This window comes from Streptomyces sp. NPDC051738 (assembly GCF_044453205.1).
In the GTDB taxonomy this organism is placed as follows: Bacteria; Actinomycetota; Actinomycetes; order Streptomycetales; family Streptomycetaceae; genus Streptomyces.
In genome coordinates this window covers 308,018-330,489 of record NZ_JBITCM010000002.1, presented here as the reverse complement: position 1 = coordinate 330,489, position 22,472 = coordinate 308,018, and the positions used below count along the sequence as shown (strand labels likewise).

18 protein-coding genes, 1 tRNA gene and 2 pseudogenes are annotated in these 22,472 nt (G+C 70.0%); 12 read left to right on the top strand and 9 right to left on the bottom strand.

Annotation, left to right across the window (positions count from 1 at the left end; genetic code table 11):
• Positions 1-7 precede the first annotated feature (7 nt).
• A complete protein-coding gene (locus ACIA8X_RS06095; RefSeq protein WP_393451743.1) occupies positions 8-601 on the top strand; it encodes a DUF2087 domain-containing protein in 594 nt (197 codons plus the stop codon).
• A 56-nt stretch (positions 602-657) separates the two neighbouring features.
• On the opposite strand, the gene ACIA8X_RS06090 is transcribed toward ACIA8X_RS06095, so the two are convergent.
• Both ACIA8X_RS06090 and ACIA8X_RS06085 read right to left on the bottom strand, forming a co-directional pair.
• Complete coding sequence (locus ACIA8X_RS06090) at positions 658-1,617, bottom strand: D-2-hydroxyacid dehydrogenase family protein (RefSeq protein WP_393451741.1); 960 nt, start codon at positions 1,615-1,617, stop codon at positions 658-660.
• Positions 1,618-1,699: 82 nt separating this feature from the next.
• On the bottom strand, positions 1,700-2,386 hold the full coding sequence (locus tag ACIA8X_RS06085; RefSeq protein ID WP_393451738.1) for a ScbR family autoregulator-binding transcription factor: 687 nt from the start codon (positions 2,384-2,386) through the stop codon (positions 1,700-1,702).
• Positions 2,387-2,504: 118 nt separating this feature from the next.
• Between ACIA8X_RS06085 and ACIA8X_RS06080 the strand changes: the two genes are divergently transcribed.
• From ACIA8X_RS06080 to ACIA8X_RS06065, 4 genes and pseudogenes are all read left to right on the top strand, one after another.
• Positions 2,505-2,687: a hypothetical protein gene (locus ACIA8X_RS06080; protein ID WP_393451735.1), complete on the top strand. Its 183-nt coding sequence runs from the start codon at positions 2,505-2,507 to the stop codon at positions 2,685-2,687.
• A 40-nt stretch (positions 2,688-2,727) separates the two neighbouring features.
• Positions 2,728-3,708, top strand: a complete 981-nt coding sequence (locus ACIA8X_RS06075; RefSeq protein ID WP_399457848.1) for an NAD-dependent epimerase/dehydratase family protein — start codon at positions 2,728-2,730, stop codon at positions 3,706-3,708.
• Positions 3,709-3,753: 45 nt separating this feature from the next.
• The gene (locus ACIA8X_RS06070) at positions 3,754-4,578 is read left to right on the top strand and encodes an SDR family oxidoreductase (protein ID WP_393451729.1); all 825 of its coding nucleotides are present in this window, start codon (positions 3,754-3,756) and stop codon (positions 4,576-4,578) included.
• A 421-nt stretch (positions 4,579-4,999) separates the two neighbouring features.
• Positions 5,000-5,202 (top strand): annotated as a pseudogene (locus ACIA8X_RS06065) (IS982 family transposase); the annotation flags it as partial.
• 47 nt (positions 5,203-5,249) lie between these two features.
• Here the strand turns inward: ACIA8X_RS06065 and ACIA8X_RS06060 are convergent.
• Complete coding sequence (locus ACIA8X_RS06060; RefSeq protein ID WP_399457847.1) at positions 5,250-5,804, bottom strand: hypothetical protein; 555 nt, start codon at positions 5,802-5,804, stop codon at positions 5,250-5,252.
• A 91-nt stretch (positions 5,805-5,895) separates the two neighbouring features.
• On the opposite strand from ACIA8X_RS06060, the pseudogene ACIA8X_RS06055 reads away from it, so the two are divergent.
• The 3 genes and pseudogenes from ACIA8X_RS06055 to ACIA8X_RS06045 all read left to right on the top strand — a co-directional run.
• Positions 5,896-6,048, top strand: a pseudogene (locus ACIA8X_RS06055) (IS5/IS1182 family transposase); the annotation flags it as partial.
• Positions 6,049-6,647: 599 nt separating this feature from the next.
• Complete coding sequence (locus ACIA8X_RS06050; protein WP_399457846.1) at positions 6,648-9,563, top strand: Pls/PosA family non-ribosomal peptide synthetase; 2,916 nt, start codon at positions 6,648-6,650, stop codon at positions 9,561-9,563.
• 235 nt (positions 9,564-9,798) lie between these two features.
• Positions 9,799-10,842, top strand: coding sequence for a tyrosine-type recombinase/integrase (locus ACIA8X_RS06045; RefSeq protein WP_399457845.1), 1,044 nt, complete (start codon positions 9,799-9,801; stop codon positions 10,840-10,842).
• Positions 10,843-10,886: 44 nt separating this feature from the next.
• On the opposite strand, the gene ACIA8X_RS06040 is transcribed toward ACIA8X_RS06045, so the two are convergent.
• Together ACIA8X_RS06040 and ACIA8X_RS06035 are read right to left on the bottom strand one after the other, a co-directional pair.
• A complete protein-coding gene (locus ACIA8X_RS06040; protein ID WP_393451717.1) occupies positions 10,887-12,797 on the bottom strand; it encodes a TerD family protein in 1,911 nt (636 codons plus the stop codon).
• Positions 12,798-13,100: 303 nt separating this feature from the next.
• Positions 13,101-13,173, bottom strand: a tRNA-Arg gene (locus tag ACIA8X_RS06035).
• Positions 13,174-13,493: 320 nt separating this feature from the next.
• Between ACIA8X_RS06035 and ACIA8X_RS06030 the strand changes: the two genes are divergently transcribed.
• The gene (locus ACIA8X_RS06030; RefSeq protein ID WP_393451715.1) at positions 13,494-15,101 is read left to right on the top strand and encodes a dynamin family protein; all 1,608 of its coding nucleotides are present in this window, start codon (positions 13,494-13,496) and stop codon (positions 15,099-15,101) included.
• Positions 15,102-15,104: 3 nt separating this feature from the next.
• On the top strand, positions 15,105-17,462 hold the full coding sequence (locus tag ACIA8X_RS06025; protein WP_393451712.1) for a GTPase: 2,358 nt from the start codon (positions 15,105-15,107) through the stop codon (positions 17,460-17,462).
• A gap of 329 nt (positions 17,463-17,791) precedes the next feature.
• On the opposite strand, the gene ACIA8X_RS06020 is transcribed toward ACIA8X_RS06025, so the two are convergent.
• Entirely contained in the window at positions 17,792-18,013 is a 222-nt protein-coding gene (locus ACIA8X_RS06020; RefSeq protein WP_393451710.1) for a hypothetical protein, read from the bottom strand.
• Between ACIA8X_RS06020 and ACIA8X_RS06015 the strand changes: the two genes are divergently transcribed.
• Both ACIA8X_RS06015 and ACIA8X_RS06010 read left to right on the top strand, forming a co-directional pair.
• Entirely contained in the window at positions 17,997-18,461 is a 465-nt protein-coding gene (locus ACIA8X_RS06015) for a single-stranded DNA-binding protein (protein ID WP_393451707.1), read from the top strand. The two genes, ACIA8X_RS06020 and ACIA8X_RS06015, sit on opposite strands and share 17 nt — an antisense overlap.
• 258 nt (positions 18,462-18,719) lie before the next feature.
• Complete coding sequence (locus ACIA8X_RS06010) at positions 18,720-20,138, top strand: Cys-Gln thioester bond-forming surface protein (RefSeq protein ID WP_393451704.1); 1,419 nt, start codon at positions 18,720-18,722, stop codon at positions 20,136-20,138.
• 249 nt (positions 20,139-20,387) lie between these two features.
• Here ACIA8X_RS06010 and ACIA8X_RS06005 read toward each other — a convergent pair whose 3' ends face one another.
• From ACIA8X_RS06005 to ACIA8X_RS05995, 3 genes are all read right to left on the bottom strand, one after another.
• A complete protein-coding gene (locus ACIA8X_RS06005; protein ID WP_393451701.1) occupies positions 20,388-20,660 on the bottom strand; it encodes a hypothetical protein in 273 nt (90 codons plus the stop codon).
• Positions 20,661-21,011: 351 nt separating this feature from the next.
• Complete coding sequence (locus tag ACIA8X_RS06000; RefSeq protein WP_399457844.1) at positions 21,012-22,274, bottom strand: tyrosine-type recombinase/integrase; 1,263 nt, start codon at positions 22,272-22,274, stop codon at positions 21,012-21,014.
• Positions 22,274-22,471 carry a helix-turn-helix transcriptional regulator gene (locus tag ACIA8X_RS05995; RefSeq protein ID WP_393451695.1) on the bottom strand — a complete coding sequence of 66 codons (198 nt, stop codon included), beginning with the start codon at positions 22,469-22,471 and terminating at the stop codon, positions 22,274-22,276. Before ACIA8X_RS05995 ends, ACIA8X_RS06000 begins: the two co-directional genes overlap by 1 nt.
• Between the last annotated feature and the right edge of the window lies 1 nt (position 22,472).

Here is a 22,472-nt window from a genome sequence, read left to right as displayed (position 1 = left end):
TCCGGGCATGGCAACCGATCCGACGGAACAACTGGTCCGACTGTTCGCCGAGGAGAGCCGGGTGCGCGCCTTCGCCGCCGTGGCGCTGGGCGCGGGGAGCGCCGACGAGGTCGCGCGGGCGGCGGGGCTGTCCCCGAAGGAGACGGCCGTGGCGCTACGGCGGCTGCGGGAGCAGGGCGTGGTGACGGCCGGGGACGACGGCGAACTGGGCGTCGCATACGGCCTGTTCAAGGAGTACGCGCGGGAGGCCGCGCAGCGCGAGCGCCGGTCCGACGGCGCCCAGAGCCCTGACTCCGGGGACGAGCACACCGACGTGATCCTGCGGAACTTCGTCCGGGACGGGCGGCGGCTGGTCCGGCTGCCCGCCCAGTGGACCCGCAAGAAGCTGGTGCTCGGCTACATCGCCGAGCGGAGCTTCGAGCCGGGCGTGGAGTACCCGGAGCGGATCGTCAACGAGAAGCTGCGCGCCTGGTGCGAGGACAGCGACGACATCGACCATGTGACGCTCCGGCGCTACCTGGTGGACCTGCACCATCTGCGCCGGAGCGAGGGCGTCTACCGACGGCCGGCCGTCGGGACCGAGGCCGCCGACAGCGCCTGACCGCGCTGCCCTCGGGGCAGCTGTCGTATCCGTCAGGGCGCTGTCGATCCGTTCCGTCAGGACAGCCGTCGTACCGGTGAACCCGCCAGGTACGCCTGGATGTTCTCGACAGCCTGGCCGTAGTACGTCGCGTAGTTGGCCCGCGAGACATAGCCCAGGTGGGGTGTGGCGAGCAGGCGGGGGGCCGTGCGCATCGGGTGGTCGGCGGGGAGGGGCTCGATGTCGAAGACGTCCACGCCGGCGCCGGCGATACGGCCCTCGTGCAGGGCGGTGAGCAGGGCGTCCTGGTCGACGATCGCCGCGCGGGAGGTGTTGATCAGGTAGGCGGTCGGCTGGAGCAGGGCGAGTTCGGGCGCGCCGAGCAGGCCCCGGGTGCGGTCGCTGAGGGCGAGGTGGACGGAGGCGAAGTCGCTCTCGGCCAGCAACTCCTCCTTGGACGCGGCCAGGTGGACGCCCACCTCGTCGGCGTACTCCTTGGTGAGGTTCTGGCTCCAGGCGCTGACGTGCATGCCGAAGGCGAGGCCGACCTGGGCCACCCGGCTGCCGATCTTGCCCAGGCCGAGCAGCCCGAGGCGACGGCCGTGCAGGTCGGCACCGACGGTGGACTGCCAAGGGCCGCCGGAGCGCAGGGCGTTGCTCTCCTCGACGATCCCGCGGGCGAGACCGAGCAGCAGGGCCCAGGTGAGCTCGACGGGCGGGGTCGAGGAGCTGGCCGTACCGCAGACGGTGACGCCGTGGGCCTCGGCGGCGGCGTAGTCGATGACCGAGTTGCGCATGCCGGAGGCGATCAGCAGCTTCAGCCGGGGGAGACGGGCGAACAGGGAGGCGGGGAAGGGGACGCGTTCCCGCAGGGTGACGACGATGTCGAAGTCGGCGAGGGCCGCGGCGAGGGTGTCCTCGTCGGGGAAGTGGGTGGTGAAGGGGACGACCTCCACGTCGTCCGCGAGCGGCGACCAGTCGGCGGCCTCGGTCGCCGCGTTCTGGAAGTCGTCGAGCACAGCACAGCGCAGCCGCACGGTGGTTCCTTTCCATGGCCAGGTGAACCGACTGTACGGAAACGGGGTGGGCGGGCGGTGGATCGCCTGCCGGGAGGACCGTTTAAACAGGCCGACCGGTATGTTTGTCGTCGGGTGTCATGGCTTCGGGAGAGCTCTCCCGGTACTCCTGGAAGACCCGCTCGCCCCGTTCCGGGGAGAGGTCGAGGGCGGCCAGCATCGCGGGCGTGGAGATGCTCGGCAGGACGTGGCGGAACAGGACCGAGACGCGGTGCGCGAGATCGGCGCGGTTGCAGTGGACGTGTGACATCGCCTGGACGCCGGCGAAGGCGCCGGTGAGGAACTCCGCGGTGTCGGTCACCTCGATGTGCGGCAGGAGCTCGCCCTGGCCCCGCGCCTCGGTCAGGATCTGCTCCAGATGGTCGCTCCAGGCGCGGAAGGCGGCGTCGCGGTCCAGCTCGCGTGCGCCCTGGTCGAGGGCGAGAGAGACGCCGGCCTGCACCAGCGGATCATGCTGCAACCGGTGGGCCATGGCCATGCCGTGGTCGACGAGCTTCTGCAGCTTGCTCGACTGCTCCGGAAGCCGGTCGATGGGCATCTGGGCTTCCAGCACACCGAGTGCGACCTCCTCCTTGGAGGAGAAGTGGAAGTACAGAGCACCCCGTGTCACCCCCGCGCGGTTGAGGATCTCCTCCACGGTGGCGGAGGCGTAACCACGCTCGCCGAACACCCGGGCGGCCGCCTCCAGGATCGACCGGCGGGTTCTGATCGCGCGGTCCTGCCGGGCCATGGAATCCCCCACCATGTGTACGCAAAACATCACGAAGCGTATTGAAAAGAAAACCGGATCGCACGTACCTTACCCGGCGGGTGGGACCGTCCCGCTCGGCGAATGCTCGGAGGATGCCGTGGGGCCGGGTGCGGTCTCCCCGACCGCTGTGGGGGTGCGGGTGCGGGTGGGAGTGCGGGTGCGGGGCCTGCGGGGCAGCGGCGAGGTCGTCCGCTGTACGGTGACGGTCGCCGCGCCGGAGCCCGCCGTGCCCGCTCTCGCCCCCGACGGCCCGGGCGGCGCGTCCGTCACCGGCCGTTGACCGCGGCGCGCGGATCGCCGGCCGAGAGGGAGGACCCACCGTGTCACCACACATCCTCGTCACCGGAGGCAGCGGCTTCATCGGGGGCCATGTCGTCGCGGCCCTACGGGAGTTGGGGACCGGCGGCACACCGCCCCGGGTCCGACTCCTGCTGCGCGAAGGGGCGAGTCTGCCGGCGGGGGCCGGGGCGGGCGCGGGCGCGGGCTCCGTCGACGGTGCCCTCGTGACGGACGTCGTACGAGCGGACCTCGCCGATCCGTCGTCCCTGCGCGGGGTCTGCGACGGCATCGACGTCGTCCTGCACTGTGCGTCCCACATCGGCGACGACGAACGGCGCGCCGAGACCGTCAACGACCACGGCACCCGCGCCCTCGTCGAGGAGGCGGCCCGCGCCGGCGTGGCCCGCGTCGTCTACGTGAGTACGGCCGCCGTGTACGGCCGGGGCCCCTTCGCGAGCGCGTCCGTGGGCGAGTTGCCGTACGCGCCGGCCTCGCCGACAAGCCGTACCCGGGCCGCCGCCGAACGGCATGTGCTGGACGCGGGCGGGGTCGTGCTGCGCCCGCACCTCGTGCTCGGGTCCGGTGACCGATGGGTGGTGCCCGGGCTGGCCGCCCTGCTGGGGCTGCTGTCGGCGGGCCTGAAGGGGTGCGCTGCCCGCCATTCCGTCGTCGACGTACGGGAGTTGGGGCGCGCGGTGGTCGCCGCCGGGCTGTCGGAGGACCGGGACCTGGCGGGTGCGCACCACGTCAACCACCCGGAACCGGTGGACGTTTCACTCCTGCTGGACACCGTGGCCGACCGGCTCGGCCTGCGCCTGCCCGGCCCGCCCCTGCACATCGACGAGGCCAGGACCCGGCTCGCCGGGCAGCCGCGCGCGCTGCACCACCTCGGCATGATCGCCGTGGACCACTGGTTCGCGGACGGCGGTTTCTGGGCCAGGGTCGGCGTCGATCCCGGGGCGGGGTTCGGGCAGCGTATGGCCGAACACGCGCCGTGGTACCGGGGGTTCGTGGGGCGCTGACGGGCACTCCTCTTCCGTTCCGTTTCTTCATCACACGGGGTCATCGTGCATACCGAACGCGCACTGACAGGCAAGATCGCACTGGTCACCGGGGCCGGCCGGGGCATCGGCAGAGGCATTGCCGAGCGGCTCGCCCGCGACGGGGCGCTGGTCGGCGTCCACTACGGCCACAGTGAGGCCGCCGCGTCGGAAGTCGTCGCGGGGATACGGAAGGACGGCGGTCTGGCCTTTCCGGTCGGGGCGGAGCTTGGGGTGCCGGGTGATGCCGAGGCCGTTTTCGAGGCCTTCGACGCGGGGGTGCGGGGGCAGGTGGAACGGGCGGTTGATGTTGGGGTACGGGCGCTGCAGGAGGGGGCGGTCGAGGCCGAGGGGTGGCTCGACATCCTGGTGAACAACGCGGGGGTCAGCGGTTCGGGGCCGATCGGGGCGGCGGATCCCGAGGTCTTCGACCGTATGATCGCCGTCAACGCCAAGGCGCCGTACTTCCTCGTGCAGCATGCGCTGCCGCGGATGCGGGACGGCGGGCGCGTCATCAACATCTCCTCGTTCGCCTCACGGCACGCCTTTCCCGAGTCCGTCGCGTACGCCATGTCCAAGGGCGCGCTGGACACCATGACCCTGTGCCTGGCGAAGGAACTCGGCGGCCGCGGCATCACCGTCAACACGATCGGCCCGGGGTTCATCGAGACGGAGATGAACGCCCGGCGCAGGACGACCCCGCAGGCACGGGCTGCTTTGGCCGCACGGTCCGTCTTCGACCGGATCGGCCGGCCCTCGGATGTGGCGGACGTGGTGGCGTTCCTGGCGTCCGACGAGTCCCGCTGGATCACGGGGCAGTACCTGGATGTCAGTGGCGGCACTGATTTGTGACGGTGTCTGTGATGGTGACGGCGGCGAGGGCCCGGATGTCGGGAAGCGGCGCCGTCTGGTCCTGAACAGCAAAAACGCCCTCCCGATGGGAGGACGGAGACTTGCGCCCCCGGCAGGACTCGAACCTGCGGCCAAGCGCTTGGAAGCGCCTGGCGAGGGCACGTCTGCTGTGCCTCTGACCTGCTCTTACGTGATGCCCTGACCGGCCGTTAGTGAATCTGCCGGCGTTTCAGGGAAGGATCCCGCTGGTCCTGACTGCTACTGGGTGCGTGACGGTCCGGCGTGCGGCCCATCGAGCCAGGCTGCAATCGATGATGCGAGTCGAGTTCTCGACCTCTTCGTCCCGAAGCAACCTGGGTGAGGGCTCTGCCTGGGGCTGGTGCAGCTTTCACCTGCGTTGATGGTCCGCAGACGTCCGCGCTTCAAGCCGCTGCGACAGGTCATCGAATCGATCAACGAGATCTTCAAGGGACAGCTTGACCTCGAACGGCACCGAGGGCGCGCACACCCGGCGGTGCCATAGCCCGCGTCATGCAACGCATCCTCGCGCTGACCGCCGCGATCTGGCACAACGACGCCACCGGACAAACCGTCCTACGCTCACTGATCGCCTACGATCACTGACCCCTTGGACTAGATCATCTAGGGGCAAGAGTCGATCATCTGACCGTTCACTGACGACGCGGAAGAGTGAGGAGACGGCGCGAGTGCGGCGGCTTGCCAGTGTTGAGGTGCGCGCTTGCGGCGTCGGCGAACTCCTCTGCCGTCTGGTCGAACTCTGCGGAGAGGGCCCGATAGGTCTGCTCGGGGGTCTCTCCGTCGAATATGGGCTCTGTCAGGTACATGGACATGGCGCCAAGGACGGCGTGCATGTCGTAGGCAAGCGGTATGAACGCGTCGGCCAAGTCCGCCAGGTGCTCCGGGCCTTCGAGACGTACGGCCATCACCGCGCTCACGACCGCGTCCGGGTTGATGGGCTCCTCTGCCCCCGGGGCCTCTCCAGGGGTGATGCGGAGTGACACCGACATGCCGGTTCCGATGCGGCTGTATGTGTGGACGGTGGCGAGGAGGTGAGCGTACGCGTCGCGCTGATGTTGCCGACGGACGGCGTCCACTGGTCCACGGTGTGCAGCGTTGGCCTGTGCGCGGCCGGCGGCGTAGGCGGTTGCTGCGGCGAGCACGGCGGTAGGCGTGGTGATGAGCGCGGCCGTGATGGCGGGGTCCATGACGGGTGATCATGCCGCAGTGTGACTGTCTCCGTGGCATGGTGTCGGTTCCGGCGGGTGTGGAGTGCGTTAGGGGCTGTCCGGCGGGTCCGCGTACTCCCACCGGGTTTCGAGCAACGTAGTCGAACGCTGCACCGATCGGCTCGATCAGTGGCGCGGCCTAGCCATGCGAACCGACAAGCCCGCCATCATCTACCAGGCCGCACTCCACCTTGCCGCCTTCCTCAGCGGGAGCCGCAGATGACCGAGGTTCCAGACCTCGGTCCACCACGTGCACCTTGTCCGCGTGCAGTCCTTCTCATTGGGGTGCGCGTACCAGGGAGCCACTGCTCGTCGCCGATCTTGAAGATGGCGATGTCAGATCCGTACGAGGGCGCTGTTCGAACGTGAGCCGATGTCCCGCCTCGGCTTGGCTTCCTCGCCGAGCTCCTCCTGGCCGAGTACCTGGCGCGTGGGTCTCGCGGCTCTCTCGAGGGCTACAAACCGCACCCCCGCCGATCGGCGGGGGATGGGCCTGCCAGGTGGCTGGACTTTTGCGTCGTGAGCAGTTCTTGGTGCTCTGTGAATTGCAGGTAAGACGCAGGTCATAGGGGTAGGGCCAGTTGGGGGGGTGTCCCCACCCGTTGTGTCTCAAGCAGGACAGACCTCCCACGATCGGGCCTACTGGAGTGAGAGGTGTCGGCTGCGACCCGAACCTCGGGTTGATTTGATCATCTTCTTTGAGTGCGCAGCCCGGGCCCTGCGATCCGATGCGGGCCAGCGGCGCAGTACTGAGGTGAGCGGCTCATGCATTCGTGGTGCCGCCGTGACGGGCACCGGTCGGAACGGCTGGGAGGAACTGCCGTGACCTGCAACTCCCTTGACGAAGGTCCCGGAATCGGCCCGGACGGTGCTGTCGCCCTTGAGCACCGTGCTGCCACGGGCAACGCCGGGGCCCGTACTGAGGCGGCGCTGGCGGAGGTGCTGGCCGAGGTTCTGCACACCGAGCGGGTGCCGGTGGATGGTCACTTCTTTGCCGACCTCGGCGCCGACTCCCTGGTCATGGCGCACTTCTGCGCCCGTCTCCGCAAACGCGACGACCTTCCCACCGCGTCCATGAAGGACATCTATCAGCACTCCAACATCCGTGACCTGGCGGCCGCACTCAAGGGCACCGACCTGGCCCCCGCCCGCGCCGACGCACCATCCGGCACAGCGGTGCAGGCGCCGGCCGAGCAATCGAGCGACATGGAAGCGTCACTGGCCAAGGTGCTGGCCGAGGTTCTGCACACCGAGCGGGTGCCGGTGGATGGTCACTTCTTTGCCGAACTGGGCGCCGACTCCCTGGTCATGGCGCACTTCTGCGCCCGTCTCCGCAAACGCGACGACCTTCCCACCGCGTCCATGAAAGACGTGTACCGGCACTCCACGATCCGTGACCTGGCGGCCGCCCTCGTGCAGACCGACACGTCTCCCGCTCCCGTCACGGCCGGTTCTGCGGAACCCGTGCAGGACGTCGAACCGATCGACACCCCTGTCGGTCGGCCGTCCGGTAGATGGCAGTACGTGCTGTGCGGCGCGGCCCAGTTGTTGACCTTTGGCGGTATGTCGTGCCTGGGGGGCCTTGCTTTCGTCCGGGGTTATGCGTGGATCGTCGCCGGTTCCGGCACGGTGGACGTCTACCAGCGGGCGGTCCTGTTCGGGGCGGCGGTCTTCCTGGTCATGTGCGCCTTTCCGATCGCGGCCAAGTGGCTGCTCATCGGCCGCTTCACTCCACGCGGGATCCCGGTGTGGAGTTTCGGCTACCTGCGCTTCTGGTGGGTCAAGACCCTCATCCGGTCCAGCCCGGTCCGGCTCTTCATCGGCTCACCGCTGTACGTGCTGTACCTGAGAGCACTGGGCGCGCACATCGGCAAAGGCGTCACGATCCTCACTCGCAACGTTCCGGTCTGCACCGACCTGATTTCCCTCGGTGACGGTACGGTCGTCCGCAAGGACGTGTTCTTCTCCGGCTATCGCGCGTACGACGGCTGGATCGAGTCAGGGCCGGTGACCCTCGGTGCTGGTGTGACCATCGGGGAGCAGTCGGTCGTCGACATACATGTGTCGATGGGTGACGGCGCCCAGCTGGGCCACGCCTCTTCCCTGCACCCGGGACAGACCGTGCCGGCCGGCCAGGCGTGGCACGGCACGCCCGCGCAGCCGACCGACACCGACTTCCGGACTGTCGGCCCGGGGGCCCGCGGCACCCCGCGCAGGGCGCTCTACGGTTCGTGGCAGCTCGTCGGCGTGCTTCTGCTGTATCTGCCGCTGACCGTGGCGGGCCTGAGCATCGTGGTGTCCGCGGTGCCACAGCTCAACGCTGTGGCGACCATCGGAGTGGCGGCCTTCGGCAGCCCGACGTTCTACCTGGAGGCACTCATTGCCTCCCTGATCGCCTTCTTCGGCGGCCTGCTGATCGGCCTGCTGGCGATCAGGACAGTGCCGCGCCTGCTCAATCTCATGCTCGAGCCGGGCAGGACCTACCCGCTGTACGGCTTCCACTACAGCGTTCAGCGCGTGATCACACGCATGACCAACATCAGGTTCTTCACCACCCTGTTCGGGGACAGCTCGGCGATCGTCCACTATCTGCGGTCCCTCGGATACGACCTGTGCCGCGTCGAACAGACAGGGTCGAACTTCGGCTCGCTGGTCAAGCACGACATCCCGTACCTGACTCAGGTCGGCAGCGGAACGATGATCGCCGACGGCCTGTCGGTCATCAACACCGAGTACTCGGCGACCTCCTTCCGCGTCAGCCGAACCACGATCGGGCCACGCAACTTCCTCGGCAACAACATCGTCTATCCCCCACGCGGCCGGACCGGCGACAACTGCCTGCTCGCGACCAAGGCCATGGTCCCCGTCGACGGACCCGTCCGCGAAGGTGTCGGCCTGCTCGGCTCTCCCAGCTTCGAGATACCCCGCACCGTGATGCGCGACCGGCAGTTCGACGACCTGGCCACCGGCGACGAACTGCGCCGCCGCCTGGCCGCCAAGAACAAGCACAACGCGCTCACCGCGAGCCTGTTCCTGCTGGTGCGCTGGGTCCACTTCTTCGGGCTCAGTGTCATCACCATGGCCGCCGTCGACCTCTATCCCACTGTCGGCGCGGGAGTGTTCGCCCTGGCCGGCCTGCTCACCCTGGCGTTCACCGTCTGCTACTTCGCACTGGTCGAACGGATCGTCACGGCAATCCACCCTCTGAAACCGCTGTACTGCTCGATCTACGACCTCTCCTTCTGGCGGCACGAACGCTACTGGAAGCTGTCCTCCCACCGGTTCGAACAGATCTTGAACGGCACGCCGTTCAAGACCATGGTCTGGCGCCTGCTGGGGGTCAGAATCGGAGGCCGGGTCTTCGACGACGGCTGCGCACTGCCCGAGCGGACCCTCGTCACCATCGGGCACGGCAGCACCCTCAACGCCGCCACCGTCATCCAGTGCCACTCGCAGGAGGACGGCGCCTTCAAGTCCGACCGCATCACCCTGGGTGCGAACGTGACCGTCGGCGTCGGCGCCCTCGTCCACTACGGCACCACGGTCGGCGACAATGCAGAACTCACCGCTGACGCCTTCCTGATGAAGGGCGAGGAAGTACCCCCTCGGGAGCAGTGGGGCGGGAACCCCTCGCGGGATACGGGTGTCGTGTCCGCACGGCGGAGCGACCGGCAACTGACTGATGGTGGGAGCGGAGCCGGGGAGTCTGTCCGAGTACCATCCCCAGGCATGCGGTGACCTGAACTGCCCGCAGGTAGGCGGCTTCGCCGATCGGTCCGGCGAAACGTACGCGACACTCGTGTGCACGTAACCGAGCCCCGACACTGATGGGTGAACTCTGGTCGCCGTGCTGGGTGACCCTCCGTCACATAGGGAGCGAGAACAGCCGTACTGGCCCTGAGGGGCAGCGGGCATCGTCGCGCAAGGGCGTCACCATAGTCCGCAGCGGCATGGTCACCAGGCGGCCTTCGCATTGTTCGACGAGTACGTCGTTGTCGAGCGGGTGCCATCCGAGGCGCCGCCCGAGGCCCGTACCGTCCTGTCGTGGATAGCCCGCAACTCCCTGCCGATGACGGCCTGGGAGGACACCAAACGCGTCGACGCCGTCCTGCATGCGCTCGACACACTTCTGGACGGCAGCCCGGCCACCGCCGGCTCCATCAAGCGCGAGCAGCGGATCCTCAACGTGGCGATGAAGTACGCCGTCCGGCAGAAGATCCTCACCGCCAACCCGCTCCCGAAGGGCAAGGAGGAGGGTGCCGCCCCCAAGGTGGCCGAGGCCGTCGACAAGCGGTCGCTGCTCAACCCGGGTCAGGTCGCCCGCCTCCTGGCCTGGATCGCCGACCGCCCTCGCACCGGCCACCGCCTCCACGCCTTCTTCGCCACCCTGTACTACGCCGGTCTGCGGCCGGAGGAGGCCATAGCCCTCCGCGTCAGCGCCGCCACACTGCCCGCGGACAGCTGGGGCGAGCTACTCGTCCACACCGCCGAGCCCGAGGTCGGCAGCCAGTGGACCGACGACGGCCGCGTCCACGAGACCCGCGACTTGAAGGGCCGCGCCGAGGGCGACACCCGCCCCGTCCCCGCCCACCCGGCACTCGTCGCTGTCCTCCGCGACCTGATCAAAAGGGACGGCCTCCAGCCGGGCGACCTCTTCTTCCCCGGCGAGAAGGGCGGGCTGCTGGCCGGATCGGTCTTCCGCCGCGCCTGGAACAAGGCCCGCAAGGCGGTCCTGCCGGAGCACGAATACGAGTCACCCGTGGGCAAGCGCGTCTACGACCTGCGCCACACCTGCCTGACCACCTGGCTCAACAACGGCATCCCACCCGCCCAGGTCGCCGAGTGGGCCGGCAACAGCGTCCCCGTCCTGCTCGCCACCTACGCCCGCTGCATCACGGGCCAGCTCGCCGAACTCCAGCAGCGCATCGAAGGCCCCCAGCGACTGCCCGCCGGACCGGCCCCGAGCATGCCGGTGCCCAAGCCCGGATCCACGCCCGCACCACGTCGCCGAGCCTGACCCGGACGCAGGAACGCGCAGATCTCCGCTCCCGGCGCCGTCGTTCAGTCGGCGATGTCGATGCCGTATCCGCGTGCGAGGGCGTCGAGGCCGTGGTCGTAGCCCTGGCCGACGGTGCGTAGGCGCCAGACCGGACCTCTGCGGTAGATCTCCGCGAGCAGCATGGTGCGTTCGGTGGTGGCGGCGTCCAGGGTTGCCCGGGCGAGCGGTGCTCCGCTGCTGCCGGGGGCGGCACCGATCTGGATCGCACCGACCGTTCCGAAGGTGGCGGCGCCGTCGATGGCCGCGGCGACGACGACCTTGCGCGTCGCGGGTGGCAGGGCGGCCAGGTTGAGGGCGATGGTCTGTTCGGCAGGGCCGCCGGTCAGCAGCCGCACGGTTCCGGCGGGGCTCTCCGGAGCGCCGTAGAAGATGAAGTCCTCGTCGAAGGTGACCTGTTCGTCCTCGTCGAGGAGGAAGGCGACGACGTCGATCTCGTAGTCGGTCTGCGGGGCCCAGCCGGCGGTGACGTACCACTCCGGCGCGGGTCTGCCGTGGGGCATGGGCAGGTCGATGACACCGCCTCGCGGCACCACGTGCGGCTCCTGGGGCCGGAGGGCCGCCGTGGCCGGGGCGGTGACGGTCGGAGCGGTGAGCCAGTGGAGGTCGTGCACGGGGAGTTCGAGGGCGGTGATGCGGCTCATGCGCCGGTCGCCCGGTCCTCCCTCCAGGAGTACGACGTCGGTGACGCTGGCGGACAGGTTGATCGCCGCTGAGCCGCCCAGCTCGACGATGCGGGTACGGGCCGCCGCGGCATCGGAATGGACACCACCTAGCACCAGCACGCGACGCCCCGCCAGAGGTTTGTCCAAGGTGCCGACGGAGGGCACCGGTCGACGCGGAGCGGGTACCCCCGCACCGGGGGCGACCCTGGGGAGGGCCGCGGCCTCCGGCACGGGTGTGGCAGAGGCCGTGGTGGGCGCCGGCTCCACGGGGCCGACGACGGGTTCTGCTTCCGGCTCGGCCACCGGGGCGACAGCGACGGCCGTCGCCTCATGCGCTGTCCCCGGTCGTACGTCGGCCAGCATCCGCAGGAAGGTGTGCTCGTCGATGACCGGCACGCCTTCGGCGACTGCGCGTCGGGCCTTTGCCGAACCGGACGCCGGTTCATTGGTGACCAGCACGCTGGTGTGCCGGCTGACGGAGGTCATCATGTTCAGCCCGGCGGCAACCGCCCGCCCGACCAGCTCTGCCCGGGCATGGGCGGTCTCACCGGTGATCGCGATCTTCATCCCCTGCTGGAGAGGCCCGCCGGGAGTCATGCGTCCCGGATTGCGGTAAGCGCAGGGTGTCTTCGGCGGCTTGGGCGTGAACTGCGATTCCGCCCGGGGCGGGCAGGTCACCAGCGGCAGGGGCAGATCGAGCCGCGCTGCCTCGCGCAGTGACGCCCGCAGGATCCCGGCCAGCACACGCGTGTCGTCCAGCGCATCGTGCGCCCGCTGTTGGGGGATGCCGTAATGGGCGGCGAGGGTGCCGAGCTTCATGTCGTCCGTCGGCGGATCCACCTGGCGATTCAGCGCCAGGGTGCACAGCCGCTGCGACACCGGCAGCCACATCCGCGCACGGGCGAACTCGTAGGCCAGGAAGTCGTAGTCGAACTGGGCGTTGTGGGCGACTAGGACCCGGTCCTGAAGCATCGCCCCGATCCGCCCGGCGACCTGGTCGAACGTCGGTGCACCCTGTAACCGCTCGACGGTCAGCCCGTGCACCTCCACCGGCCCCGGATCGCAGCCCGGATTGAGCAGGGTCGAGAACTCCCCGGTCTGCTCGCCATCCGGACCGATCGTGATCACCGCGACGGACAGCACGCGATCTCGCCGGGCCATGAGGCCCGACGTCTCCACATCAACCAAGGCCCAGTCGTGTGCGTAGTCGCCCATGTCGGGCACATCGAAGGAGGTGGAGACGAGACTCATGGCGGCAAGGATGATCTGATATCCAGCGCTCCTTCAACCTGTATGGCGATTTGCCCTCATCTGAAGAGCGTGGCCGGGGGGTCGTCGCGCCTCGACCGCCGAGGGGCTGCAGAGAGACCGCTCCGAAACTTCGGGAAGTTTTCGGGAAGAACACCCGCCCAGGGCCGGACGAAATCGTCTCCAGCCGGACACCCGCCGACTCCGCCCGAGGGCGCACCGGCACTCACGAAGCTGCTCCGCCGAGTCCGATAAATGGCCTCTGACCAGCAAAAACGCCCTCCCGACGGGAGGGCGGAGACTGGGCGCCCCCGGCAGGACTCGAACCTGCGGCCAAGCGCTTAGAAGGCGCCTGCTCTATCCACTGAGCTACGGGGGCCGGTCGTGGTGGGCTCGGTCCAGGTGCCCGGGTGGGGCTGGTCCGTGACGTTGCCGGGGACAAGGATAGGGCTCCCGCATCCGTGTCCCTGTTGCTTCGCCTCCGTGGCTCGATGTGGAGGTTCGGTGAAGCGGTCCTGATAATCGCAGGCAGGTACGAATCGTGCACCGCTTTTGGGCTCTTGCGCCCCTGGTGTTGTGCACTCGTTATGCCTGGACTGTGCCTGTGTCTCAGTCGTCCCTTCCGTCCCTTGTGTTCCGTCGGCGCGCAGACATGCTCATATGCTTCAGAATTCCCCTAAAATTGGGCATTCTTCGCATGTGGTGACCTTGGACGTACGGCCTCAGCTGCTCGACGCGATCTCCGCCCTGCGCGACTGTGTCGCCGCCGCACGCTTCCCGCTGCCCCTGGTGGGAGCCCCACGCGCGCGTGCCAACCGCGACGAACTGCTCGCGCAGCTCGACGACTATTTGGTGCCCCGCCTGAGAGAGCCCGAAGCGCCCCTGCTGGCCGTGGTGGGAGGATCCACCGGCGCCGGCAAGTCGACGCTCGTCAACTCCATTGTGGGCAGACGCGTGACGGAGGCGGGCGTACTGCGGCCGACGACCCGGACCCCGGTGCTGGTCTGCCATCCGGAGGACCATCACTGGTTCAGCGGGATGCGCGTACTGCCCGACCTCACGCGCGTGTGGGTGCCCGAGCACGATCCGGCCGAGGAGCTGATGCTGCCCGGCGAGGACTCCGCGCGCGTGCTGCGGCTGGAGACCGCCGACACGCTGCCGCCCGGGCTCGCCCTTCTCGACGCGCCCGACATCGACTCCCTGCTCGCCGACAACCGCGCCCTCGCCGCCGAACTCATCTGCGCCGCCGACATCTGGGTGATGGTGACGACGGCAGCCCGGTACGCCGACGCCGTCCCCTGGCACCTGCTGCGCACCGCCAAGGAGTACGACGCCACCCTCGTGACCGTCCTGGACCGGGTTCCCCATCAGGTCGTCTCCGAGGTGTCGCGGCAGTACGGCGCGCTTCTCACCAAGGCCGGCCTGGGCGAGGTACCCCGCTTCACCGTGCCCGAACTGCCCGAATCGGCCTGGGGCGGTGGGCTGCTCCCGGCCACGGCGGTGGCGCAGCTGCGCAGCTGGCTCGTCCATCACGCCAACGACCCGGCGGCACGCCGGAACGCCGTGGCCCGTACGGCCCACGGGCTCCTCGACTCCCTCAAGGCCCGCATGCCCGAACTCGCCGGTGCCGCCGCCGCGCAGTACGCCGCCGCACTGCGGCTCACCGCCGCCGTCGACTCGGCGTACGACAGCGAGTACGCGCGCGTGCGGAGCCGGTTGCAGTCCGGCGCCGTGCTCGCCGGCGACGCCCTGAAGCGCTGGCGCGCCTTTCCGCTCGACTGTTCCGCCGAGGAGCTCCTCGACTCGCTGGTGGAGAGCCTGAGCACCCTCCTGCTGTGCGCCGTCACCGCAGCCGACGAGCGCGTCGACGACGCCTGGCGGCGTGAACCGGCCGCCGACGCGCCCGAGCTGACGAGCCGTGACTCGGGGCCGACGGGCGTCGAGCACCGTATCGGGATGGCCGTACGGCGCTGGCGGCGCGAGCTCGAGGAGTACGCCGAGGACGAGGTGAACGACATCGAGCGCGGTGTCGTCCAGGATCCCGAGGTCGTCGCCGCCCTGGTCGCCACCGCCCTGCTCGGCGCCCGCCGCGCACGCTCCGCCGGGGAGGGGCTCGCCGAACGGATCGGGGCGCACGGGGCGCTGCGGCTGCGCGACCGGGCCGGGCGGCTGCTCAGCGAGCACCTGGACCGGGTCATGCACAACGAACGCGAGCGCCGGCTCGCCCCGCTCGACGGCCTTGAGGTCAATCCGGACCCCCAGGCCGAACTCATCGCCGCGCTGTCCGTACTGCAGAAGGAGAGGTGACCGGTGACTGCCGTCACTGACCAGAACCAAACGGAACAGGACCAGACGAAACCCGTCGATCTCCCGGAGGCCAGCGCCAGCACGGACAACGACAACGACTACGAGAACGATGGCGACGAGCGCGAGAACAGTGCCTCCGAGGAGGTCTCTGCCGAGGACGGTCTCCTCGTGACGGACGACCGAGTGGAGGGTGAGCGCGCAGAGAGTGAGCGCGCAACGGTTGACGACGACGCCGCCCAGGGGAAGCCGGGTGACGGTGCGGGCTCCGCAGTGGCCGAGGAGGGTGAGACCGGCGTGAGCGAGAGTTCCGCAGCTGCTGAGGAGCCGGAGAAGCGCAAGCTCTGGGGGAAGTGGGGGAAGCGGGACGAGCAGTCGAGCGGCCGCCACGCGCGCGTGGGGGTCGGTGGCGGACACGCGCGCGGGAGTGCGGGTGCCAACGGCTCCGGCGGCGCTGAGGTCGGGGGCGCTTCCCGTCGTACGGACCCCTCGCCCCGTACGAACTCCTCATCCCCTACGGACTCCTCGTCCCGCAAGCAGGGCTCGTCCCGCGCGGACCGTACGGAGTTCTCCCCCCGTAAGGAGTCTCCCTCGCGCCCTGATTCCTCCTCCCTCCCCACCCCCTCCTCCCGTACGGACGCCGCCTCCGCCGCGGAAGCCTCGACCCCCTGGGACGACGGGCTCATCGCGCGGCGGGTGAATGAGACCGCCGTCGCGGAGCAGCCCCCTGCCGTGGAGGCGCGGGCCTCCGGGCGGCAGGTCGTGATGCCGCTCGCCTACGACGGATCGCTGCGGTCCCGGCTCGACGCGCTGCGCGAACTCGTCGGGCTGTCCCGCGCGCGGCTCGACAGCAAGACGCTCGCCGAGGCGGGCCGGGTCCTTGACGAGGCGGCGGCGCGGCGCCGGCTCTCCGGGCAGCACACCGTCGTCGCCATCGCGGGCGCCACCGGCAGCGGCAAGTCGCAGCTGTTCAACGCGCTGGCCGGGGTGACCATCTCGGAGACGGGCGTACGGCGGCCGACGACCTCCTCGCCCCTGGTGTGCAGCTGGAGCGACGGTGCGGTCGGCCTCATCGACCGGCTCGGCATTCCGCCGAGGTTGCGGCGCCGCCCGGCACAGAGTTCGACCGCGGACGGGCAGCTGCGCGGGCTCGTCCTGGTCGACCTGCCCGACCACGACTCGGCGGCCGTACAGCACCGTGAGCAGGTCGACCGCGTCCTGGCGCTGGTCGACGCGGTGATCTGGGTCGTCGACCCCGAGAAGTACGCCGACGCGGTCCTGCACGAGCGCTATCTGCGGCCCATGGCGGGCCACGCCGAGATCATGTTCGTCGTCCTCAACCAGACCGACCGGCTGCCCGGCGAGGCCACCGACCAGGTACTCGACGATCTGCGCCGGCTGCTCGACGAGGACGGCATCGCGCTGGGCGAGCACGGCGAACCGGGCGCGACGGTGCTCGCGCTGTCCGCGCTCACCGGGGACGGCGTCGGTGATCTGCGGGAGGCGCTCGGCCAGTTCGTGGCGCAGCGCGGGGCCGCGGCCCGCCGGATCTCGGCCGACGTGGAGGCCGCCGGGTGGCGGCTGCGGCCGGTGTACGCCGCGCGTCGGCGGACCGGGCTGAGCGAGGAGGCGCGGGACGAGTTCTCCGCCCGGCTCGCGGACGCGATCGGTGCGACCGCCGCGGGCGAGGCCGCCGAGCGGGCATGGCTGCGCAACGCCAACCGCGCGTGCGGGACGCCGTGGTTGCGGTTGTGGCGCTGGTACCAGGACCGGGGCGAACCCCCGACGGGGCGCCTGTCCCTGCGTGCCCAGACGGACGAGGAGTCCACCGCGCGGCAGCGCGTCGAACAGGCGGTACGGACCATCTCCGACCAGGCGTCGGCCGGGCTGCCCGCGCCCTGGGCACAGGCGGTGCGCGAGGCCGCCGTACGGGGGGCCCAGGGGCTGCCCGAGGCGCTGGACGAGCTGGCCGCGCGGGCCGGACTGCCACCCGGGCGGCCGCCGAGGCCTGGCTGGTGGCCGGCCGCAGTCCTGGTGCAGGCGGCCATGACGATCCTTCAAGTCGTCGGCGGGCTGTGGCTGGTGGCGCAGATCATCGGCGTCATGGCCCCGAACCTGGGCGTACCGGTGCTGCTGATGGTGGCCGGCATCGTCGGCGGGCCGCTCGTCGAGTGGGGCTGCCGGATCGCGGCACGGGGGCCTGCGCGGCGGTACGGCCTGGAGGCGGAGCGGCGGTTGCGGGAGGCGGCGGCCGGGTGCGGGCGTGCCCGGGTGCTGGACCCGGTGGCTGCCGAGTTGCTGCGCTATCGGGAGGTTCGGGAGCAGTACGGGCGGGTGATGGGGGTCGGCGGAAAGGTGCGGTGATCCGGGCGGGGGGGGATACGAAGCCGGGGGGGGAACGGGGCTGTGGGCGGTGATCCGAGGCCTTGGTCGGTGATGCGGGGCACTGCGCGGTGATCCAAGGCCTTGGACGGTGATGCGGGGCACTGGGCGGTGATCCGAGGCCCGGGGCGGTTGTCCGAGGCCTGTGGTGGTGGCCCGGGGCCAGGGCAGTGCGGCCGGCCGGGGCGGTGATAGGGGCCGGGGGCGGTAATACGGGGGCCCGTAGCGGCGATACGGGCCCCGAGGGCAGCATTCTTGAGGGGGCGGCGCCCTGAGGCGGCAGCCGTGAGTCACCCGTTCGGATGGCGGAGTTATCCACAGACGGGCGGTGATCCACAGGGCTCAGCGGGCTCGGCCCGGCGGAGGCAGTCTGGCTTCGCGGCGATCGCGACGGTGCGGTCGATCGCGGTGACGGCGGCGAGTGTGCCGTCGTCACGTCGGACGCAGCCGTACGGGACGGGCCCGTACGCGTATCCGCCCGGCGGCAGTGGCCGGGCGAGGGAGGGGTTCTCGACGATGAACGAGACGATCATCTGCGCGGTGGGCAACGTGGCGACACAGCCGGTGTACCGGGAGCTCGCGACGGGACCGTCCGCGCGCTTCCGGCTCGCGGTGACCTCGCGCTACCTGGACCGCGCGAAGAACGAGTGGACCGACGGGCACACCAACTTCTTCACGGTGTGGGCCAATCGGCAGCTCGCCACGAACGCCGCCGGGTCGCTGAACGTGGGGGATCCCGTCGTGGTGCAGGGCAGGCTGAAGGTGCGGTCCGATGTCCGCGAGGGGCAGAGCTGGACCTCGGCCGACATCGACGCGCTGGCGATCGGCCATGACCTCGCCCGCGGCACCTCGGCCTTCCGGCGCTCCGTGCGGCCGGAGACGGGGGCCGCGGCGGCACCGGACCGGCCCGAGCCCGACTGGGAGACGCCACCCGCGGACGGCAACTCCCAACAGGCCCCGGAGTCAGTGGCGGTGACGTGACGTCAGTCACCTTTGGCGGCTGACCGAACTGCGGCTTATCGGCGAATGCGCTCCGAACGACCCCGGGGATTTGTCGATAAGCCCTGCTCACAAGGGATCTTGGCGATAACGATTCCGAGTCGGATCGGCCCTCCGACGGGATCCCAGGGAAGCGTGGTGCACCGCGTACCTAGGATGCCGGGCATAGCTCTCGGGGCTTGTGATTCTGCTGGTGGGACCTTCCCCCACGTCAACGGGTCCTGCTCGAAGGGGAATTCTGTGTTTGCTGCGTTCTCTGCACTGTCGGTGCGAGGGCGAGGGGTGGCCCGCCTCGCCGCCTCGACCCTGGTGTCCGGGCTCGTCACCGCCACGGTGGTGGCCGGCGCCGGCCCGGCCGCGGCCGACGGTACGGCGCGGGGCCAGGGCGGGGCGACCGCCACCATAGGCGGCCTGAAGACGTACGGCGCGGCGGTCGTGCACGCCGACTCCGGGGAGCAGGAGATCTCGGCGGGCCTGTTCGAGATGTCCGTCGACGGAGGCGGCACCCTGCAGACGTACTGCGTCGACATCCACAACCCCACGCAGCGCGACGCCAGATACCACGAGACCCCCTGGAGCGGCACCTCGCTGGGCGCCAACAAGGACGCCGGCAAGATCCGCTGGATCCTGCAGAACTCCTACCCGCAGGTGAACGACCTCGCGGCACTCGCCGGCAAGGCGGGCGTCAAGGGCGGCCTCACCGAGCAGGACGCGGCGGCCGGCACCCAGGTGGCCATCTGGCGCTACTCGGACGGCGTGGCCGTAGACGCCCTCGACCCGCAGGCCGAGCAGCTCGCGGACTACCTGGAGAAGAGCGCGCGGGGCGTGGCGGAGCCGAGGGCGTCACTGACGCTCGACCCGCCCGCGGTCTCCGGTCACCCCGGTGAGCGGATCGGCCCGGTGACGGTGCGCACCGACGCGGAGAGCGTCACGGTGACGCCGCCGGCGGACGCGGCCACCAGCGGCGTGCGGATCGTGGACAAGGACGGCAAGCCCGTCACGTCCGCGGCGGACGGCGGTCAGGTGTTCTTCGACGTGCCCGCGAAGGCGGCGGACGGCCAGGCCGAGCTGACGGTGCAGGCCTCGACGACCGTGCCGGTCGGGCGGGCCTTCGCCGCCGAGAGCCGCAGCCAGACGCAGATCCTGGCCGGCTCCAGCGAGTCGACCGTCTCGGCGACGGCGAGCGCGACCTGGGCGCAGACCGGTGCGATACCCGCGCTGTCCGCGGTGGAGAACTGCGACAAGGGCGGCGTCGACATCACCGCGGCCAACGAGGGCGACGAGCCGTTCACCTTCGAGCTGCTCGGCATCGAGTACACCATCGCGGCGGGCGAGTCCCGGACGGTGACGGTCCCGCTGCAGGAGGACCAGGCGTACGACTTCACGATCCAGGGCCCGGCCGGCTTCGAGAAGCGGTTCACGGGCGTGCTGGACTGCATGACGCAGGTGACCGAGGCCGATGCGGCGGGCCCCGACATCCAGACCCTCGGTGAGCCCAGCCCCGCCACCGTGGGCACCACGACCGACGACACCAACCTCGCCGCGACCGGCGGCTCCGACATGACCCCTCTGATCGCGGGCCTCGCCATCGGCCTGGTTCTGATCGGCGGCGCGGCCCTGGTGGTCGTACGGAAGAAGGAAGCGGCGGCTCGGGACTAAGAGCGGCGGCTCAGGACTGAGGCGGGAGTTCCCACGCGAGGTTCCGACGCGAGGGTTCCCACGCAAGGGAGGGGGCGGTCCGCCACTGACGGACCGCCCCCTCGCCTGTTCCAGGTCGGCACGGCTCACGGGATACCGGTGCGCTGCCATCGGCGGAACTGCGGGGACCGTCTGCCCAACGATCCTTACTCCACCGGTAGTTCGTGCCGTGGGGCACCGGTCCGCACTGCCGGCGGACCCAGTCCGGGGTTAGAAGGCGCTGCTGTTGCAGCCCATCTTCGAGCCCAGGTGGGTGTCCTGCCCGCCCGAGTTGCCCTCGCCGTTGAGCGCGTTGCCCAGCACGCCGTTGAGCAGGCCGACCTGGCCGAGGACGTCGACGTTCAGGTCGTGCGACTTGCAGTTGGAGCTCTGCAGGATGGAGTTGCCGTGACCGTCCATGCCCTGCGCCGAGGCGGTGCCGCCCAGGAGGGCGACGCTGCCCAGGGCGGCTACCAGGACGGAAGCCTTGCGAAGCTTGTGCATGTCTTCTCCGGTGAAGTGAGATGTGCGCGATCTGTGAGAGATCGACTTCGTACAGTCACGAGAGGCTAATATGAAGAAAGTCTGAAATGCCCCATCGGCACGCCGGGATGCGCGATCCCGCCGCGAATACACCCGGACGACCGCACCTCCGCACCGCCCTCTCAGAGGTCGGTCACCGGAGTCCAGTCCGCGGTCCAGCCCGTAGTCCAGCAGCGAAACCGCAGGTCAGAGCCCCCCGCCCATACCCGTTTCCCCCCAGGGGTGGCGATCCGGCAAGATGGGGTGTTACTTGCCACGAGAGGGCATGAAAGGGCCCCTCACCAGCAGGTTTCCCGCCGATGAGGGGCCGTCTCAGGCAGCTTGGGCCGTCTCTGGGCCGTCGTGAGCGTAACCGGCGGCCCGGTACATTGCGGAGATTGCATTCCGCGTCCGGGTCTCGCTGGACGGCATGAGATGCGTGTAGACGCGGAGCGTGAACCCCGGGTCGCCGTGACCGAGGTAGAGACTCAAAGCCTTGATGTTCTCCCCGGCGTCCAGGAGGACCGAGGCGTAAAAGTGCCGCAGGGCGTGCATGCCGTGCTCGCGGGCCGCCGCGTAGCGCTGCCCCTTCTCGGGGGTCGGGATGATGCCGGCCGATGCCAATGCGGGTTTCCAGGACTGGTCGTTGAACCCTTGGCTCCAGATCGCGGCGCCGATGCTGCTTGTGAAGACAAGCCGATGCGTGACCTTCGGGCCGGTTGGCGTCAGCCAGGGCAACGTCACTTCGACCGGCGGGAATTGCTTCATGTGCTCCTGCAGCGCGGCTGATACCTCGGTGTCGAGGGGCACGTCACGCAGCTTGCCGCGCTTAGGCGGGGCGAAGACGAGCGTGCCGCGAACCTTCTTGACCTGCTGGCGCACGTAAAGCCAGCCGAGGTCCCCGATGCTGTCGACGGCCAGGCCGAGGATCTCGCCCTGTCGCAGCCCGCAACCGGCGCCCAGGTCGACCATCGCTTGGTAGCGCTCGGGCAGACCTGTCCGCACGCCGAAGACCTGCTCAGCGGTCCACGGATGCACGCGTGTCGGGACGGGGCGAGGTGCCTTGACCGAGCGAGCCCGGCAAGGGTTCGAGGCCAGCAGGCGGTCATCTACGGCCGCGTTGAGCACGGATGAGACCGCGTCGAAGATGAGGCGCCGGTACTGGGCTGAGGACACGGACTCTTCGAGCTGGCGGTTCCAGTCGCGGATGTGCTCAGGCTGGAACGAGCCGATGGGGCGAGTGCCGAGGTACGGCAGGGCGTGAAGACGCAGCCGACCTTCCACGGCGGCCCGGCTCGTGAGGTCGATAGTGAGAGCGGCGATCCACCGTTCCGTGTACTCGCGGAAGGTGACGCGGGCCGCCCTTGGGTCGATGTACTGCCCGCGCGCCATGTCGGCTTCGGTATTGGTCAGCCAGGCGTCGGCCAAGCGCTTCTGCTTGTCGGGGAAGCTCTTCGACTTCTCGGTGCCATCGGGGGCGACGTACCGAGCCCGGTAGCGCATGCCCAGGCCGTGACGATCAGTCTTGACCTTGCGGGTCATGCCGTCTGGGCTGACCACGGTTCGGAACCAGCGGTCTTGGATGTGTCCGGCCATCAGGCAGCCTCCCCAAGCTGGGAGTCCACCCAGGCCCGTACGTCGTTGGGGTCGAAGCGCAGGTGCCGGCCGACGCGAAAGCCGCGGGGGCCAGTGCGCTTGCGGCGCCACTGGTAGACCGTCTCGACGCTGGGCAGCTCGAACATGTCCACCAGGTCGTCCGGGGTCAGGAAGCGGTTCGGCAGCTCGGTGGTCATG

Excerpts from the sequence above, each read along its gene's own strand:
- ACIA8X_RS06095 (WP_393451743.1), top strand. The coding sequence starts at position 8 with ATGGCAACCGATCCGACGGAACAACTGGTCCGACTGTTCGCCGAGGAG.
- ACIA8X_RS05995 (WP_393451695.1), bottom strand. The coding sequence starts at position 22,471 with ATGACCACCGAGCTGCCGAACCGCTTCCTGACCCCGGACGACCTGGTG.
- ACIA8X_RS06040 (WP_393451717.1), bottom strand. The coding sequence starts at position 12,797 with ATGAGTCTCGTCTCCACCTCCTTCGATGTGCCCGACATGGGCGACTAC.
- ACIA8X_RS06060 (WP_399457847.1), bottom strand. The coding sequence starts at position 5,804 with ATGGACCCCGCCATCACGGCCGCGCTCATCACCACGCCTACCGCCGTG.
- ACIA8X_RS06020 (WP_393451710.1), bottom strand. The coding sequence starts at position 18,013 with ATGATCGTCTCGTTCATCGTCGAGAACCCCTCCCTCGCCCGGCCACTG.
- ACIA8X_RS06005 (WP_393451701.1), bottom strand. The coding sequence starts at position 20,660 with ATGCACAAGCTTCGCAAGGCTTCCGTCCTGGTAGCCGCCCTGGGCAGC.
- ACIA8X_RS06000 (WP_399457844.1), bottom strand. The coding sequence starts at position 22,274 with ATGGCCGGACACATCCAAGACCGCTGGTTCCGAACCGTGGTCAGCCCA.
- ACIA8X_RS06085 (WP_393451738.1), bottom strand. The coding sequence starts at position 2,386 with ATGGCCCGGCAGGACCGCGCGATCAGAACCCGCCGGTCGATCCTGGAG.
- ACIA8X_RS06015 (WP_393451707.1), top strand. The coding sequence starts at position 17,997 with ATGAACGAGACGATCATCTGCGCGGTGGGCAACGTGGCGACACAGCCG.